A 16,320-nucleotide genomic window follows, 5' to 3' on the forward strand; every position below is an offset into this window, starting at 1 on the left:
CAGGTCGCATGTGTCGAGCCGGCAGGAGACCACTCCCGTGTGGCGACACCGGTCGCCGGGCAGCCGGTGCACCGCATGGGCACGCCGGCGGAGGTCGCGCGGGCGTGCGTGTTCCTCGCCGATCCGGACTCCTCCTTCATCACGGGGAGTGTTCTCGACGTGGACGGTGACTTCCTGGCCGGAACGGCCCTGCCACCGAGCTGATCCGTGTTTTACGAGATCACAGCGGCGCGGCGGATCGAGTTTAAGTAACAAACCTTTTGCGGGGCTAGTCTTTACCGCAAGATGCAACGTACGTTTCAATTGTCGACAGTGACAGAACGTTACATAACCGACATGTGATGCCCTCCGGCATATCCCGCATGCGTTCGTCCCCTCGTCCCCTCGTCCCACAGACGCAGAGAGGCTTCACCGTGGCCCGTTCCCCCTTCCTCAGTCCCCGGACGCCCGTCAGGGCGGTCACCGCCATCGCGGTCACCGGTGCCCTGGCGGCGCTCACCGCGTGCTCCTCCTCCGCCTCCCCCGCCACCTCCGCCGCGGAGACCGGCGGCGAGGCCGGTACGAAGGAGATCCAGATCGGCCTGCTCGCCCCGCTGACCGGGGGCCTGGCATCCGACGGCCTGGGCATGAAGCAGGGGGCCGAGCTGGCCATCAAGCAGCTCAACGAGGCCGGTGGCGTCAACGGATACACGTTCAAGCTCAAAGTCGTGGACGTGCAGAGCCAGTCCAACGACGCGGTGACCAAGGGGGTGCAGACCCTGACCGACGACGAGTCGGTGAAGGCGGTCGTCACCGGCTACGCGTCCACGTCCAACTTCGAGATCGACGAGTTCGCCGCGGCGGAGCAGCTCTACCTCATCGGCGGCAACACCGCGCAGACCCAGGCGATCATCGAGAAGGACCCGGCGAAGTACCCCACGGTCTGGTCGATCACCCCTGACTACGACGCCTACGGCACCGAGCCGGTCGACCTGGCCGACTCCTGGGCCGAGCAGGGGCTGTGGAAGCCGCGCAACAAGTCGGCGTTCATCGTCCGCTCCGACAACCCCTACAGCGAGAACATCGCCGACGGCCTGGTCAAGCACTTCAAGGCAAAGGGCTGGAGCATCGCCGGCCAGGAGAAGGTGCCGTTCGGCACGGTCAACGACTGGGGCACGGTCCTCGGGAAGATCCGCTCCGCCGACCCCGACTTCATCGTCAACACCGACTACCAGGTCTCCAACGAGGCCAGCTTCCTGCAGCAGTTCCTGCAGAAGCCCACCGAGTCCCTGGTCTTCATGCAGTACGGCCCCAACCAGCCCCAGTTCTTCGAGCTGACCAAGCAGCAGGCCGAGGGCGTACTGTTCAACAACCTCGCGGGCATGGTGCCCTCGCCCAGCTACGCGCCGGCCGCGCAGCTGCAGAAGGACTGGAAGGCCGCGTACGGGACCGACAACGTCGACCCGCAGGGCGTGATGACGTACGTGGAGACCATGATCTACGCCGATGCGCTGCGCGAGGTCGGCGACCCCGACGACGCGCTGGCGATCGGTGCCGCCATCGGCAAGAGCGACAGCGAGCGGGCGTCCGGGCGGATCGCGTTCGACCAGGCCACGCACCTGGCCAAGCAGGGCGACGACTACGTGCCGCTGCAGTCCTTCCAGTTCCAGGCCGAGAAGCGGGTGCTGATCGCCCCGGAGAAGTACAAGTCGGGCTCCTTCCGGCTCCCGCCGTGGATGAGGAAATGACGGCGGGACAGGTCGCGTCGTGAGTGAGAACGCGCCGGTCATCCTTGCCGCGCACGAGGTCGGCAAGTCGTTCGGCAGCCTCAAGGCCGTCGACGGCGTCTCCATGTCGGTGACGCGCGACGAGGTCTTCGGCCTGGCCGGTCCCAACGGCGCGGGCAAGAGCACGCTGTTCAACCTGCTCACCGGTATCCCGATCCGGCCCGACTCCGGAAAGGTGATCTTCAATGGCCAGGAGATCCAGAACCGCTCGCCGCGCTGGATCGCCAAGGCCGGCCTCAAGCGCACCTTCCAGACCGAGGCCGTCTTCGAGTCGCTGAGCGTCAGGGAGAACGTCCGCATCGGCTCGGCGTACGGCGGCGCGGGCAGGGCCGCGCGCTGGAACCCCGCCCGGTGCCGGGAGGCGCTGGACGCGGTGGAGCTCGGCGGCGACCTGAACCGCCCGGCCGACGGGCTGTCGCTGATCGACCGCAAGCGCCTGATGATCGCCTGCGCGCTGGTCAGCGGCCCCTCGGTGCTGCTGCTCGACGAGCCGGCGGCCGGCCTCGACCCGGCCGACCAGGACGCGCTGATCCGCCTGCTGGCCGGGGTGCACGGCACGGGCGTCACCATGGTGATCATCGAGCACGTGCTGTCGGTGCTGGAGGCGCTCGCCGACCGGATGGCGGTCCTCGACAGCGGCCGGATCATCGTGACCGGCCGACCGGCCGAGGTCCTGTCCGACCCGAGGGTCGTCGAAGCCTATCTGGGACCGGGGGCCGCGCGATGAGCGATCTGCTGACCGTGGAGAACCTCACCGCAGGCTACGGCCAGGCGAAGGTGCTGCGCGGCATCTCACTGCGTGTCGGGGAGAACGAGGCGGTCGGGCTGCTGGGGCCGAACGGCCACGGCAAGACCACACTGCTGCGCTGCGTCTCCAACCTGCACCGGACCACCTCCGGCACGGTCACCTTCGCCGGCCGGGACACCCGGGGCGAGTCCCCCGGCAGCCTGGTCAGGCGCGGGCTCATCCACGTGCCGCAGGGCTCGCGGCTGTTCCCGCAGCTGACCGTGGAGGAGGCACTGCGGCTCTCGGCGTCCTCCAGCGGGCACTCCTCGACCTGGCGGGACGGGATCGACCAGGTGTTCTCGGTCTTTCCCAAGCTCAAGGAGCGGCGCCGGCAGCTCACCGGCACGCTCAGCGGCGGGGAACGCCAGATGGCCAGCCTCGGCATGGGCCTGATGGCCCGGCCCACGCTGCTGATCCTCGACGAGCCCACGCTGGGCCTGTCGCCGAAGGTCAAGCACGAGCTGAGCGAGTGCATCGTGCGGGTCCGCGCCGAGGTGTCGTCGGTCATCCTGATCGACGGCGACATGGACCTGGTGCTCGACCTGACCGACCGTTACCACGTCGTCCTGCACGGCGACGTGGTGGACAGCGGCGTGTCGGACGGCAGCCGCAGCCGCGACGAGATGATGTCGCTCTTCCTGGGAGGGACCGCCGATGGACGGCATTAGTGTCATCGTGACGAGCACGCTCGTCCTCGGCGGCCTCTACATGCTCATGGCGGCGGGGCTGACGCTGATCTGGTCCACGCTGAAAGTCTTCAACTTCGGGCACGGCGCGGTGATGATGTTCGGCGCCTACCTGACCTGGACGCTGCTGGACACTAGCGGGCTGCCGGTGGCGGTGGCGCTGATCGGCGCCGTGGCGGCGATGGCGCTGATCGGGGTGGCCTACGAGTTCCTACTGGTCAGCCCGTTCATTCGGCGCCCCAATGGCGACATGCTGGTGATGGTCGCCACGCTGGCGGCCACGATGCTGCTGCAGAGCGGCGCCCAGCTGATCTGGGGGCCGGAGATCAAGCAGCTCCCGCCGTTCGGGGGCGCGCGCGTCGAGGCGGCCGGGGCGGTCGCCCAGGGCACCCAGCTCGTCACGATCCTGCTGGCCCCGCTACTGGTGGGCCTGCTGGCCCTGGTCCTCAAACGCACCGGCATCGGGCTGACCGTACGGGCGCTGGAGCAGAACCGCGAGCACGCCCAGCTGCTCGGCATCGCACCCCGCCGGGTCTACGTCTTCGTGGTCGTGGTCGCGGTCGGCCTGGCCACCGTGGCCGGGGCGCTGCTCGGCAGCATGCAGTTCATCTCCCCGGGCATGGGCGGCGACCCGCTGCTGCGGGCCTTCGTGGTGCTCGCCTTCGGCGGGGCCGGCAGCCTGGCCGGTACCATCGCCGGCGCGTACGCCATCGGTCTGCTCGAGGCCGTCACCACCTACTACTTCGGGCTCTCCTGGAGCCCGGTCCTGGTCTTCCTCGCAATGATCGTGATCATGCTGGTCAAACCCGAGGGACTGCTGCGGACCAAGGTGAGGAGCGCGTGAACGTCATGACCAATCTGCGCTCCTGGGCCGGCTGGCCCGCCTACGCGCTCGTCCTGGTGGCCCTGCCGCTGGTCTTCACCGACCCGCACGCCCGGCTGCTGCTGATCCTCTTCACCATGTACGGCGTGCTCGCCATGAGCTGGAACCTCACCCTCGGTTTCGCCGGCATCTTCAACTTCGCCCAGATCGGCTTCTTCGGCATCGGCGCCTACACCACGGGCATCCTGGCCACCCGCACCGGCATCGACCCGTGGCTGGCCCTGCCGATCTCGGGGCTGTCGGCCCTGCTCGCCTCGCTGGTGGCGTTCCTGCCGGTGCTGCGGCTGCGCGGCATCTACGTGGGCCTGGCCACCTACGTCTTCTCCCAGCTCTGCATCTACCTGGTGCTCGGGCAGGCGGGCCTGACCGGCGGTTCCAACGGCATCGTCGGCATCCCCCGCCTCAGCCTGGGCGGCACCAGCCTGCGGGCCGACGGCCGGATCGGTTACTACTTCCTCGGCGCCGCGCTGCTGTTCGCGGTCACCGTGCTGGTGCGGGTGCTGACCCGCTCGACTCTGGGCATGTCGCTGCTGGCACTGCGCGACAACGAGGCGCTGGCCACCAGCCGGGGCGTCTCCCGGGTACGTCAGCACCTGATCGTCTTCATGATCGGCGCGGCCGTGGCCGGGGTCGCCGGTAGCTTCAACGCCTTCCTCAACGGCGTGGTCAGCACCGACGTCTTCGGCTTCGGCTACCTGACCCTGCTGCTCAGCATGATCTTCCTGGGCGGCAGCGGCAGCGTCTACGGGCCGATCGTCGGCGCCGTGGTCGTCACCCTGGTCTCCGACGTGCTGCAGGACGCCGGGGCCTGGCGCGACATGGTGATCGCCATGCTGATCCTGGTGGTGCTCTGGATCGCCCCCAAGGGCCTGGCCGGCATCGCCAACTCTGTCCTCACCTCGCTCCGGCGCCCCCGCCTGCCTGCTCCGGAGCCCCTCCCCACCACCGCGAAGGAGACCGCATGACCACCGAACACGACGTGACCCGCCAGGTGCTGGAGCAGGTCGACCTGCTCGCCGAACGGATGGTCTCCAGCCTGGCCGACGCGATCGCCATCCCCAGCGTCAACCCGCGCTACCCCGGCCAGGAGTACGAAAAGATCGTCGGCGCGGAGGGCGACGTCAGCGCGCTGCTTGGCAACCTGTACGCCGAGGCCGGGGCCGAGGTCACCAAGGTCACCGTGGAGCGGGGCCGCGACAACGCCTGCGGCGTCGTGCCCGGCACCGGCGGCGGCCGGTCGCTGCTGCTCAACGGGCACGTCGACGTCGTACCGCCGGGCCGCCTCGACCGGTGGCGCGGCGACCCGTTCCGCGCCCAGGTCACCGATGACGCGGTGATCGGGCGCGGCGCGACGGACATGAAGGGCGGCCTGGTCGCCGCGGCCTACGCGGCCCTCGCACTACGCAGGGCCGGTGTGCGCCTGGCCGGCGACCTGGTCCTGCAGGGCGTCGTCGGCGAGGAGGTCGGCGACCACGAGGCCGGCACCACCGCGGTACTGGAGGCCGGGTTCGGCGCGGACGCGGCCATCGTCTGCGAGCCGTCCGGGCAGGCGGGCACCCTGCCGGCGTCGGTGCCGGTGACACCCGGCCTGCTCTGGTTCAGCATCTCCCTGGAGGGCAAGACCGCGCACTCGGGGCTGCGGGGCATGACCGTGCACCCGACCCTGGAGGGCGACGCGCTCGGCGTCAACACCGTCGACAAGTTCTGGGTGATCTACCAGGCGCTGCGTGCCCTGGAGGACGACTGGGCCCGGCACAACCGGCACCCGCTCTTCCCACCCGGCTACTTCAACCTGCTGCCCGGCGTGCTGCGCGCCAACCCTTCGGGGATCCTGGTGCCCTTCTTCCTCGCCGACGAGCTGGTCGTGGAGTACTGCGTCTACCACCACCCCGACCGGTCCAACGAGGAGGTCATGGCCGAGATCGAGTCCCGGGTCATGGACGCCTGCCGCACCGACCCGTGGCTGCGTGAGCACCCGCCGGTGTTCGAGTGGAAGCTGCTCTGGCCGCCGTACTCGCTGCCCGAGGGCGCCCCGCTGAGCGCGGCGCTGGTCGGCGCGCACACCACGGCGACCGGCGGGCAGCCGCCGCTGACGACCGGCTTCATGGGCGTGTGCGACCTGACCTGGATGGACCGCAAGGGCATCGGCGGCCTGGTGTACGGTCCGGGCGTCGGCTACACCGCACACGCGGAGAACGAGTACGTGGAGATCGCCCAGCTGGTGCAGTCGGCGAAGACCTACGCGCTGACCGCGATCGACTGGTGCGGGCTCTCGGACGAGCGGTGAGCACCGGACGGCCGCGAGGCTGGAGACCGCCGGTGGGCGGTGGGCGATGGGCCGCGAACGGCGGATGAGCGACGGACGGCCGGTGAGCGGATCACGGGCGATCGGTGCGCGGGCGGTGCGCGACGGACGGCCGCCGGGCGGATCGCGGACGATCGGTGCGCGACCTGAGGACGGTGCGTGGCCTGAGAGCGGCGTTCTCATTTCGTACGGTTCGTGGCATGATCCCTACCTGGCGACACGCCGCGCGAGCCCGCGGCCGTCCCGGAGGAGGCAACATGCTCGGCACCCCTGAGCCGCGCACCGTCGCGGCCCAGCTCCGCGACGTGCTGCCCAAGCTGCCCCGTGCGGAGCAGCGGGTCGCCCGCACCCTGCTCGCCGGCTACCCGACCGCCGGTCTGGAGCCGCTGGCGACCGTCGCGAGTCAGGCCCAGACCAGCCCGGCCACCGTGCTGCGGCTGGCCTACCGGCTGGGCTTCGAGGGCTACCCGGAGTTGCAGCAGGCGCTCAAGCGCGAGACCCAGCAGCGCTACTCCTCTCCCCTGGCCCAGTACGGCAGTGCCGAGGAGGACACCGGCAGGGTGCTGAGCCGATCCCGCCGGGTGCTGATGGACGCCACCGCCATGACCTTCGACCAGCTTCCCGAGGGGGAGCTGGTCAAGGCCGCGGAACTACTGGCCGACCCCGGCCGCCGCATCTCGGCGGCCGGTGGCCGGTTCAGCACCATCCTGGCCCACTACCTCATCGCCCACCTGCACCAGTTGCGCCCCCACGCGACGTACATCGCCGGGTCCACCGCCGACCACGCCGCCCACCTGCTCGACATGGGCCGCCGTGACGTGCTGGTGCTCTTCGACTACCGGCGCTACCAGCGCGAGACGATCGCCTTCGCCCGAGCCGCCGCGGCGCGCAACGTGAAGATCGTGCTGCTGACCGACCCGTGGCTGTCGCCCGCCGCCACCGTGGCGGACGTCGTGCTGCCCGCCCAGGTCCGCTCGCCCTCACCGTTCGACTCGCTGACCCCGGCGGTCGCACTGCTTGAGACGCTGGTCGCCGCCGTGGTCGAGCAGCTCGGCGAGGCGGGCAGGACCCGGGTGGCCGAGTACGACCAGATGGCCGACGACGTCCTGCGTGAGGACGACGGGCCGCTCAACCCGACCGGTCCCGGCGCCGACGCCGAGCGTGCCGAGCCGCCCCGCAAGACCCGGACGGCCGCGGAGACCCGCTCGTGACAGTTGCGGTCGACCACAGAGTCTGCCGAGGGATCTTCCGGTGAGGTAGGGCCGAAGTACGGCGGGCCCCATACGGTCGCTACCAGGGGACGACCCGGCTGACAACAGCGCGTTACGCTGTTGCGCATGACCATGCCGGAGCTTCTTTGGGTCGAGGTGGAGCCGCTCCCCCACCTCAACGGTGACATCGAGTCGATCCTTGAGTCGGTTATCGGCGGGCGCTTTGTCGATCATGATGTTGGGTCACCGCGTCACTCGAATCGCGCCTGAGCCACGGTTCGAACGATGTCGGCGGCTTTCCGGCGTCGGCACGGCGGCCAAAAGACCTACGCGTTAGGGACCTCTGGCTGCTGTCTCCGAGTCCTGCCCGGTGATGAGATGGAGATGTGGGAAGCCCCCCAGGAGACAAGGAGGACACCATGAGCATGCCGATGCGCCGCGAGCAGCGAGGCCTCGTCCCCGATCTGTTCGACTGGCTGGACGCTCCCCTCGCCGCCCTGCGGTCGCCGGTGGCGCAGCCCATCAAGTTCGAGGACTACGTCAAGGACGGCCGCTATGTGCTGCGGGCCGAGTTGCCGGGAGTCGACCCTGACAAGGACGTCGAGATCACCCTGTCCAACGGCGTCCTGACCGTCCACGCCGAGCGGCATGAGGAGCAGAGGGAGCAGCAGCGGACGGAGTTCCGCTACGGCTCCTTCACCCGGTCGATCACGCTGCCCAGTGGCATAGACGAGAGCGATGTCAGGGCCTCCTACGACAAGGGCGTCCTGGAGATCAATGTCAAACTCGCCGACACCACGCAGGAGGGAAAGCACATCCAGATCGAGTCCACGTCCAAGTAAGAGTCCTGACGGATCGAGCGGACCCACTTGGCATGACGCGGGTCCGCTCACGACTCGCGGTGATCTTCCGCGTGCGGGGATCCGAACTGGTCACCGGCACCCGCCCGTCGCCCGGCAGGAGTGGCAGGTACGGAAGTCCCACCTGGTCGGGGCCTTCTGCCCTATCCGTAAACGGGGTCCCTGACCAGCGTGGAAGGCAGGACAATCCACGGGGGCGATCGTCGTGATCACTTTAAGTGTCATCAAGGCCGACACCGGGGGGTTCGTCGGTCATTCCGCGGTGCACCCGAACATGATGGCCGAGGCCCGCTGTGAGATCGACCGGGCGACCGCCTCGGGTCTGCTCATCGACGGTCACGTCGCCGGCAAGGACGTCGGCAAGGATGACCCGGTGATGATCGTCCGCTGCCAGTTCGGGCTGCCCGCGGTCGGCGAGGCGCTGGACCCCGATGACCACCGAGATCGCGACACCCGTCGGATGATCCGCCCGACCGCCCGACCGCCCGACCACCCGGGCGGTCGGCACATGATCGGGCTCGATCGGGCTCGCCACCTGCACAGGAGCAGGACACCACGAACACCCATTCGATCGGAGGTTCCTTCCATGGAAGCCAAGCAATGGACCGTACAGATCCACATCACCGAAGAGGGCGACGACACCTCCGCCCGGGCAGTCCTGTCCACCAAGGACGACACCCAGCTGACCGGGGTCGGTCACGCGCGTCGCAGCCCGGTCGACCAGCCGGTACCAGAGATCGGCGACGAACTCGCGGCCGCCCGCGCGCTGGCCGACCTGGCGGACAAGTTACGTACCGTCACCACGGAGGACATCGCCCAGGCCACCGGGCCCACCTCATGGTGACGCCCCCTCGCCTCGGGCCACCGGAATCAGCATGACCGCGCCGTCCGCCTCGGCCACGCCCCCGCGGACGGCGCGCCCCTTTCCCCCGGCATTCCTCGACACCGGGGCGGTCGCGGCACACATCCAGACAGTTCGAACTCCGCCCCGTCACGGGAGACGTACCCGGCACCACTGATTCCGATGAGCCACAGCATTCGATCGGACAGCCCGGTCAGCAGAGGAGGAAGGGCCATCATGTCACCGGACGGGCGGCTGAAGGCAGGCGCCTTGCGAGAGCGCGGATACATGGCCTGGGCACAGGCGACGAACGACCGTGCGGCACCTCGTACCCGGCCTACGGAGCCCGAACACACCCGTGGAGTCACCCGTCAACGACCCTGGCCTAAAGGCCAGGGCTTGAGGTGCCACACCGCGCACTGATAGCCCCGCGTTGACCAGCCCAAGTCGATCGTCTTGAAGGAGGTGCATTCGATTGACTACGTTTCACGTAGGTCAGCAGACCCACCAGTCCGTGCTTCCTCAGCGGGCTGCTCTGGAATCCGCGTCAGCAGACACGCCCGAGGGTGGGCACGAAACGGGACGCGGACACCGCTTCAGCGCGGTAACCGGCGTGGAACCTGGGCGAGGGGAGACCACGGCAGACGGCACCCGTCTGCCGCGGCGTCACCCTGAAGACACTGCGGTGTCCGAGGGAGCGAACCGTGAGGTTCACCCGGTCGTGTTCGTCCTGGACGCCCGCGGCCACCCGCTCGACCCCTGCCACCCCGCCCGCGCCCGCCGTCTGCTGGCGGCCGGTAGGGCGGTGGTGGTCCGCCACACCCCGTTCGTCATCCGGCTGCGCGACCGCGTGGCCGCCGACTCCGCCGTCCACGGCGTGCAGGTCGGTATCGACCCCGGTTCCAAGCACACCGGCCTCGCCGTGTTCGCCGACCATGGCGGGAGCCGCACCGGCCTGTACAGCATTCAGCTTGACCATCGGGGCGGGCGGATCCGCGACAGGCTCACCGCCCGTGCCGCGTTGCGCCGGGGCCGCCGTTCCCGGAACCTGCGCTACCGCGCCCCCCGGTTTCTCAACCGCACGAAACCGCAGGGGTGGCTCGCGCCATCCCTGCGACACCGCGTCGACACCACCCTGTCGCAGGTGGCGCGGCTGACCCGGTGGGCGCCCGTCACGGCCGTCCACGTGGAGAAGGTCTCCTTCGACACCCACGCCCTCTCGGCGGGCAAGCCCCTCGAAGGGGTGGAATACCAGCAGGGCACCCTGGCCGGGTACGAGGTCCGCGAATACCTGCTGGCCAAGTGGAGGCGCGCCTGCGCCTACTGCGGCGCGAGCGGTGTACCGCTCAACCTCGACCACATCCACCCCCGCAGCCGGGGCGGCTCCGAGCGCGTCAGCAACCTCGCCCTGGCCTGCATCCGGTGTAACCAGGCCAAGAACGCCACTCCGATCGAGGATTTCCTCAAGGGAAAGCCCGCCCTCCTGACGAAGATCCTCAAGCAGGCGAAGGCTCCGCTGCGCGACGCCGCCGCCGTCAACACCACCCGCTGGGCGCTGTGGCAGGCACTGAAGGCCACCGGCCTACCTGTGGCAGCCGCCTCCGGCGGTCGTACGAAGTGGAACCGGTCCCGTACCGGCGCCGCCAAATCGCACACGTTGGACGCTTTGCACGTCGGCTCGCTCGACACCGTGACCGCCTGGCCGTCCACGGTCCTGGTGGTCAAGGCGACCGGGCGCGGCACCTACTGCCGTACCCGCACCGACCGCTACGGCTTCCCCCGGCTACGACTCCCCCGGATCAAGCACGTCAAGGGGTTCGCCACCGGCGACCTGGTCCGCGCGACCGTCCCGACCGGCAAGAAGGCCGGAGTCCACACCGGACGGGTCGCGGTCCGCACCACCGGAAGCTTCAACATCACCACCCGGCACGGCACCGTGCAGGGCATCGGCCACCGCCACGTCCGCCTGCTCCAACGAGCCGATGGCTACGGCTACACCACCCATCCGGAAGCGCGGCACCGTGCCGCGTTTCCTCCCCCGCCTGAAGGCGGGGGTATCCACGCTGGAGGTATCTGATGAAACAGAACCGGAACGGCACGGTGAAGACCGCCTGGCACGGCGGCGACCGCTTTGACGTTCAGATACGCCGCCATGCCGTCCGCATCGACCAGCCCACGGACTTCGGCGGAGGCGACACCGGTCCCGTCCCGGTCGAGCTGTTCGTCGGGAGTCTCGCGGCCTGCGTCGCCCATCGCGCCGAACGCTACCTTCACCGATGCGAGCTACCCGCCGGCGTCACCGTGACCGCCCACTACGACCTGGGGCTACGCCCGGCACGGGTCAGCCGGATCGATTTGGTCGTCGACGCTCCCGGCCTCCCCGAAGGACTTCGGGAATCGTTCATCACCGTCGTCGAGCACAGCACCGTGCACAACTCGCTGCGGCTGCCGCCGGAGATCACCCTGCAGATCCGCAGCGCGGAAGGCGACCCCGTCCTCAGGCGGATGGGGCGGGCCGCTCGCACATGGCGGCGGGACACAGCCAGGAGGCGGTCCACCTGGAGATCCCCGGCACCGGAGGGGCACGAGGCCACGAGCCTCATCCGGGGGCTGTGAACTGCCGGTCGTTCCGTCGGTGCGCTCAGTTCTTCACCTCCCCGTGTGCCAGGCGGCCCTCTTCCGACTGCGCGAGAAGGTGGTCCGGCTCCTCGTACGTGATCTCCTGCGCCGCCGCCATAGGGCGACCGGCGATGCGAGGGCCTCCACGCCGACGAACAGTCCGGCGAGGGTCGCCGCCGACACCTCGCTGAAGCGTTCGAGCATGAACACTGCTATGACATACGGACATCATGCTCGTGGCCCTCACCGGCCAGGAAGGAAGGCCCATGCGGCTCATCGGCTATCACCAGGGCGATGCCGTCCATGTCGGGCGTCGCCTCGACGACGGCCTCATCGAACCCCTGGGAGACGTCCTCTCCTTCTGGCGGGACCCCTATCCGGCCGTGTCGAAGGCCTCCGGCGGCGTTCCTCTCAAGCAGGACGATCTGCGACTCGCGCCCCCGGTGCCGCCGTCCGCCCGCGTCCTGTGCGTCGGCCTGAACTACCGCGCCCACGTGGACGAGGGACCGTTCACGGTCCCCGATCACCCCACGATCTTCGGTCGATGGACCCAGTCGCTGTCCGTGGACGGCACGCCCGTGAGCGTTCCGGTCGACGAGGACGGCCTCGACTGGGAGGTCGAACTGGCCGCCGTGATCGGACGCCCCCTCAGGATGGCCGACGAGGCCGAGGCGCTCGACGGTGTCTTCGCCTACGCGACCTTCAACGACATCACGGCCCGTCGCGCGCAGAAGCTCACCACCCAGTGGACCCTGGGCAAGAACGCCGACAACAGCGGCCCGCTCGGGGACCTGGTCACCGCCGACGAGGTCGGCGACCCCAACGCCGGTCTCCGGGTGACCACGAAGATCAACGGTAAGATCACCCAGGACGGCTCAACCGACCAGATGATCTTCTCCGTGGGCGCGATCCTCTCGTTCATCAGCCGCACGTTCACGCTCCGGCCCGGCGACGTCATCGCCACCGGAACGCCGTCCGGGGTCGGCTATGCGCGTACCCCCCCGTGGCTGCTGCACGACGGCGACGTCGTCGAGGTGGAGGTCGAGAAGCTGGGCAGCGTCCGTACTCCAGTGATCAACGCAGAGAACGCAGAGGACTCGCATGAGTGAGACCGTGACCACCGGGCACGGCCTGGCCGGCGGCCACCCCGTGACCGAGCAGGTCGTCGACCAGCTCCGGGGTGCGGACACCCGACTGATGACCATCATGGAGAGCCTTATCCGTCACCTGCACGGCTTCGTCGAGGACGTGCGGCCGACGGCGGCCGAGTGGGAGGCGGGACTCGCCTTCCTCGCGCGTACCGGCTCGTTCTGCACGCCCACCCGGCAGGAGTTCGTCCTGCTCTCGGACATGCTGGGACTGACCACGCTCGTCGACGACGTGAACAACCAGGGACCGGCCGACATGACGCCGAGTTCGGTGGAGGGGCCCTTCCACTCCGCGGCCCCGCCGCGCGAACTGGGCGACCTCATCGCCGCAGGCCCCGAGTGGGGCCGGGCGGAGAGCGCCGTGATCCACGGAACCGTGCAGGACTGCCACGGGAACCGTCTGCCGGGTGCGACCCTCGACGTGTGGCAGGCCGACGACAGGGGCCACTACGACACCCAGGACGACGAGCAGCCCGAAGGCAACCTGCGCGGCCTGTTCACCACCGACGAGAACGGCGAGTACTGGTTCCGCACCGTGAAGCCCGCCAGCTACCCCGTGCCGATGGACGGCCCGGGAGGCGACATGCTCCGCGCCATGGGACGTCATCCCATGCGCCCCGGCCACCTCCACATCCGCGTCGAGGCACCCGGCCATCACACGCTGACCACCCACGTGTTCGTCAACGACGATCCCTACCTGGACTCCGACGCCGCCTTCGCGGTCAAACCGGAGATCATCGTCGACTTCGAACCCCGCGAGGACCAGACCTCGATCGAGCGGTACGGGATGGGCGGGCCCTACCTGGACGTCACGTTCGACATCAGGCTCGCCACCGAGTCGGAGATGAAGAGGTGACCACACAGACGAGCGCACGGACGAGCGCACGGGTGACACCTCTCGACCGGGCACCGGCCTACGGCGCGGCACGCCATGCGGGAGTGACGCCGCTGGTGACGATCTCCCCGAAATAAGGCGATCGGCATGCTCCCCTCCGCCTGAGGGGAGCATGCGTCGGAGGGGAGCATTCGTCGGTGGCCGCCGGACCGTTCGGCGGTTACCGGTCGCGCCAGTCGACGACGTTCGCCGGCTCCTCGCGGCCCGCTCGGTAGGAGTTGGCCGGGTGTTCCGTGTCGGAGTGGCCGAAGGAGACGCCGCAGACGATCACCCGGTCGTCGGGGATCTCGAAGTGCGCGCGCACGGTGTCCGACTGCATGGCGATGGCGGCCTGCGGGATCGCCGAGATGCCCAGGCTCTCCGCGGCCTGCAGGAGGGTGGCGACATAACCACCGCAGTCGATGTAGCCGTAGGGGCCGAGCGACCGGTCCGAGGTGATCACCGCGACGTGGGGCGCGCCGAAGAAGCGGAAGTTCTCCAGGAGCTGGCGGTCGCGCCCCTCATGGTCCTCGCGGTCGATGCCCAGGCTGTTGTAGAGGCCGTGGCCCGCCTCCCGCCGCCGCGTCCGGTAGACGCCGCGGTACTCCTCGGGTCCGGGGATGTCCGAGCGCATCGGCCGGGTCGAGGCGGCGGCGTACAGCTCGGCGCGGAACCTCTCGGTCGCCTCACCACTGGTCAGGATCACCTGCCAGGCCTGGGAGTTGCACCAGGAGGCGGTGCGCTGGGCAAGGGCGAACATCCGCTCGATCAGCTCCGCCGGCACCTGCTCGGGGCGGAAGGCGCGGCAACTGTGCCGCGCCGTCAGGATCCGCTCCAGCGCGTCGTCGAGCCTGATGACCGGATCGTCCCGGCCGGCCTCTTCGACGGTCATGTCGGCAACGCTCCTTGACGCTCCTCGTGGTCCGTCACACGCTCTCCTTGGCCGCGGCCCGGCGACGGTCGGCGAACTCCAGGCCCTCGGCCCAGGAGGCACCCCGCATGATCAACCCACGATATTTCATGACCTGAGGCTGGCCGTTCAGCGTGAGCGCACCGACCAGGCGGTCGCCCGCGCGGTAGAGTGCGACGAAGCGCTCCCCCGCGAGATCACCGTCGACGACGCGGACCTCGTCGGTCACGGGGACCCCGACGAACTGGATGCGGGCACCGTACCAGTCCGACCAGAAGTAGGGGACCGTGGAGTAGGGCTTGGCGTCGGCCGGATCCAGCGCGTTGCGCGCCGCCACGGCGCCCTGCTCGGCCGCGCTGGTCCAGTGCTCCAACCTCATGTGACGGCCGAAGAGCGGGTTGTGCCAGCGGGCGACGTCTCCGGCCGCGTACACCCCCGGGGCCCCGGTGAACAGGGTCTCGTCGCAGACGACGCCGTCGTCGAGGGTCAGTCCCGAGCCGGCCAGCCAGCCGGTGGCGGGCACCGCCCCGATGCCGGCCACCACCAGGTCGGCGGCGAGCACGGTCCCGTCGGAGAGCCTGACCCGCTCGACCCTCCCGTCGCCCTCCACCGCACTCACGCCGACCCCGCACCGCAGTTCGGTGCCGCCCCGCGCGTGCAGGGCGGCGCACGCCCCGCCCATGGTCTCGCCGACGGCGCGTACCAGCGGGGTCGGCAGCGCCTCGACGATCGTCACGTCCAGGCCCCGTTTGCGTGCGGCGGAGGCGACCTCGGAGCCGATGAAACCGGCGCCGACCACGACCGTTCTGGCGCCCGCGTCGAGCGCCCGCCGTACGGCCAGCGCGTCGTCACGGGTGCGCAGGGTGTGGACGCCGCGCAGGCCGCCGGTGCGGGGAAGGGCGCGGGCGCCCGCCCCGGTCGCGATCACCAGGGCGTCGTAGCCGAACTCCCGTTCCCCGGCCCGTACGGTCCTGGCCCCGATGTCCAGCGCGGTCGCCGCGGCGCCGAGCGCGAGCTCGACACCCAGCTCCTCGCGGAGCACCTCCTCGCCGCGGAAGGGCGGCAGGTCCTCGCCGTCGAGGAAGGTCTTGGACAGCGGGGGCCGGTCGTAGGGGAGATGGGGTTCGGCGCCGATCAGGGTGATCCGGCCGTCGAAGCCGCTCCTGCGGGCGGCCTCGACCGCCCGCAGACCCGCCAGGGAGGCTCCGACGACGACAAGGTGCCGCCCGCTGCTCATGGCTCCAGCCGCAGTGCCTCGGTCGGGCAGCCCTCGATCGCCTGCCGGACCCCTTCGAGGTCGTCGGCGGAGATCGTCTCGGTCAGCATGATGAGGTCACCGGAATCGTCGACCTCGAAGACGCCGGGTGCCAGTGACTCGCAGATACCGAGGCCGGTGCACCTGGCGTAGTCGACGACGATCTTCATTGTTC

17 protein-coding genes and 3 pseudogenes are annotated in these 16,320 nt (G+C 69.8%); 17 read left to right on the forward strand and 3 right to left on the reverse strand.

Annotation, left to right across the window (positions count from 1 at the left end):
• The first annotated feature begins 39 nt into the window (after positions 1 to 39).
• From OIE13_RS14425 to OIE13_RS14495, 17 genes and pseudogenes are all read left to right on the forward strand, one after another.
• Positions 40 to 204 (forward strand): SDR family oxidoreductase, encoded by a 165-nt coding sequence (locus OIE13_RS14425; RefSeq protein WP_326830114.1) that lies wholly within the window; start codon positions 40 to 42, stop codon positions 202 to 204.
• Positions 205 to 413: 209 nt separating this feature from the next.
• A complete protein-coding gene (locus tag OIE13_RS14430; RefSeq protein ID WP_326830115.1) occupies positions 414 to 1,727 on the forward strand; it encodes an ABC transporter substrate-binding protein in 1,314 nt (437 codons plus the stop codon).
• 19 nt (positions 1,728 to 1,746) lie between these two features.
• Positions 1,747 to 2,493 (forward strand): ABC transporter ATP-binding protein, encoded by a 747-nt coding sequence (locus OIE13_RS14435; protein WP_326639433.1) that lies wholly within the window; start codon positions 1,747 to 1,749, stop codon positions 2,491 to 2,493.
• A complete protein-coding gene (locus OIE13_RS14440; protein ID WP_326639431.1) occupies positions 2,490 to 3,221 on the forward strand; it encodes an ABC transporter ATP-binding protein in 732 nt (243 codons plus the stop codon). The genes OIE13_RS14435 and OIE13_RS14440 overlap by 4 nt, the downstream gene beginning before the upstream one ends.
• Positions 3,208 to 4,083: a branched-chain amino acid ABC transporter permease gene (locus OIE13_RS14445; protein WP_326639429.1), complete on the forward strand. Its 876-nt coding sequence runs from the start codon at positions 3,208 to 3,210 to the stop codon at positions 4,081 to 4,083. Before OIE13_RS14440 ends, OIE13_RS14445 begins: the two co-directional genes overlap by 14 nt.
• A 5-nt stretch (positions 4,084 to 4,088) precedes the next feature.
• Positions 4,089 to 5,087 carry a branched-chain amino acid ABC transporter permease gene (locus tag OIE13_RS14450; RefSeq protein WP_326639427.1) on the forward strand — a complete coding sequence of 333 codons (999 nt, stop codon included), beginning with the start codon at positions 4,089 to 4,091 and terminating at the stop codon, positions 5,085 to 5,087.
• Complete coding sequence (locus tag OIE13_RS14455) at positions 5,084 to 6,409, forward strand: ArgE/DapE family deacylase (RefSeq protein WP_326830116.1); 1,326 nt, start codon at positions 5,084 to 5,086, stop codon at positions 6,407 to 6,409. Before OIE13_RS14450 ends, OIE13_RS14455 begins: the two co-directional genes overlap by 4 nt.
• Positions 6,410 to 6,684: 275 nt before the next feature.
• Entirely contained in the window at positions 6,685 to 7,638 is a 954-nt protein-coding gene (locus OIE13_RS14460) for a MurR/RpiR family transcriptional regulator (protein WP_326639424.1), read from the forward strand.
• A 126-nt stretch (positions 7,639 to 7,764) separates the two neighbouring features.
• Positions 7,765 to 7,908: a hypothetical protein gene (locus OIE13_RS14465; protein WP_326639422.1), complete on the forward strand. Its 144-nt coding sequence runs from the start codon at positions 7,765 to 7,767 to the stop codon at positions 7,906 to 7,908.
• 149 nt (positions 7,909 to 8,057) lie between these two features.
• Positions 8,058 to 8,480 (forward strand): Hsp20/alpha crystallin family protein, encoded by a 423-nt coding sequence (locus tag OIE13_RS14470; RefSeq protein WP_326639419.1) that lies wholly within the window; start codon positions 8,058 to 8,060, stop codon positions 8,478 to 8,480.
• 223 nt (positions 8,481 to 8,703) lie between these two features.
• Positions 8,704 to 8,823 (forward strand): annotated as a pseudogene (locus OIE13_RS36700) (fructose 1,6-bisphosphatase); the annotation flags it as partial.
• A gap of 15 nt (positions 8,824 to 8,838) precedes the next feature.
• A pseudogene (locus OIE13_RS36705) lies at positions 8,839 to 8,928 on the forward strand (fructose 1,6-bisphosphatase); the annotation flags it as partial.
• Between the two features lie 177 nt (positions 8,929 to 9,105).
• Positions 9,106 to 9,342: pseudogene (locus tag OIE13_RS36710) on the forward strand (dsRBD fold-containing protein); the annotation flags it as partial.
• A 682-nt stretch (positions 9,343 to 10,024) separates the two neighbouring features.
• Positions 10,025 to 11,416 carry an RNA-guided endonuclease IscB gene (gene iscB / locus OIE13_RS14480; protein WP_326830117.1) on the forward strand — a complete coding sequence of 464 codons (1,392 nt, stop codon included), beginning with the start codon at positions 10,025 to 10,027 and terminating at the stop codon, positions 11,414 to 11,416.
• Positions 11,416 to 11,955: an OsmC family protein gene (locus tag OIE13_RS14485; RefSeq protein ID WP_326639415.1), complete on the forward strand. Its 540-nt coding sequence runs from the start codon at positions 11,416 to 11,418 to the stop codon at positions 11,953 to 11,955. Before iscB ends, OIE13_RS14485 begins: the two co-directional genes overlap by 1 nt.
• Before the next feature lie 269 nt (positions 11,956 to 12,224).
• Complete coding sequence (locus OIE13_RS14490) at positions 12,225 to 13,067, forward strand: fumarylacetoacetate hydrolase family protein (RefSeq protein ID WP_326830118.1); 843 nt, start codon at positions 12,225 to 12,227, stop codon at positions 13,065 to 13,067.
• Complete coding sequence (locus tag OIE13_RS14495) at positions 13,060 to 13,962, forward strand: dioxygenase family protein (RefSeq protein WP_326639412.1); 903 nt, start codon at positions 13,060 to 13,062, stop codon at positions 13,960 to 13,962. The genes OIE13_RS14490 and OIE13_RS14495 overlap by 8 nt, the downstream gene beginning before the upstream one ends.
• A 199-nt stretch (positions 13,963 to 14,161) precedes the next feature.
• On the opposite strand, the gene OIE13_RS14500 is transcribed toward OIE13_RS14495, so the two are convergent.
• The 3 genes from OIE13_RS14500 to OIE13_RS14510 are packed head-to-tail and all read right to left on the reverse strand — an operon-like array spanning position 14,162 to position 16,315.
• Positions 14,162 to 14,872 carry a nitroreductase gene (locus tag OIE13_RS14500; RefSeq protein ID WP_326639410.1) on the reverse strand — a complete coding sequence of 237 codons (711 nt, stop codon included), beginning with the start codon at positions 14,870 to 14,872 and terminating at the stop codon, positions 14,162 to 14,164.
• Between the two features lie 34 nt (positions 14,873 to 14,906).
• On the reverse strand, positions 14,907 to 16,127 hold the full coding sequence (locus OIE13_RS14505; protein ID WP_326830119.1) for an NAD(P)/FAD-dependent oxidoreductase: 1,221 nt from the start codon (positions 16,125 to 16,127) through the stop codon (positions 14,907 to 14,909).
• Complete coding sequence (locus OIE13_RS14510) at positions 16,124 to 16,315, reverse strand: ferredoxin (protein ID WP_326639407.1); 192 nt, start codon at positions 16,313 to 16,315, stop codon at positions 16,124 to 16,126. The genes OIE13_RS14505 and OIE13_RS14510 overlap by 4 nt, the downstream gene beginning before the upstream one ends.
• Positions 16,316 to 16,320 lie beyond the last annotated feature (5 nt).

The sequence above is a fragment of the Streptosporangium sp. NBC_01810 genome (genome assembly GCF_035917355.1).
In the GTDB taxonomy this organism is placed as follows: domain Bacteria; phylum Actinomycetota; class Actinomycetes; order Streptosporangiales; family Streptosporangiaceae; genus Streptosporangium.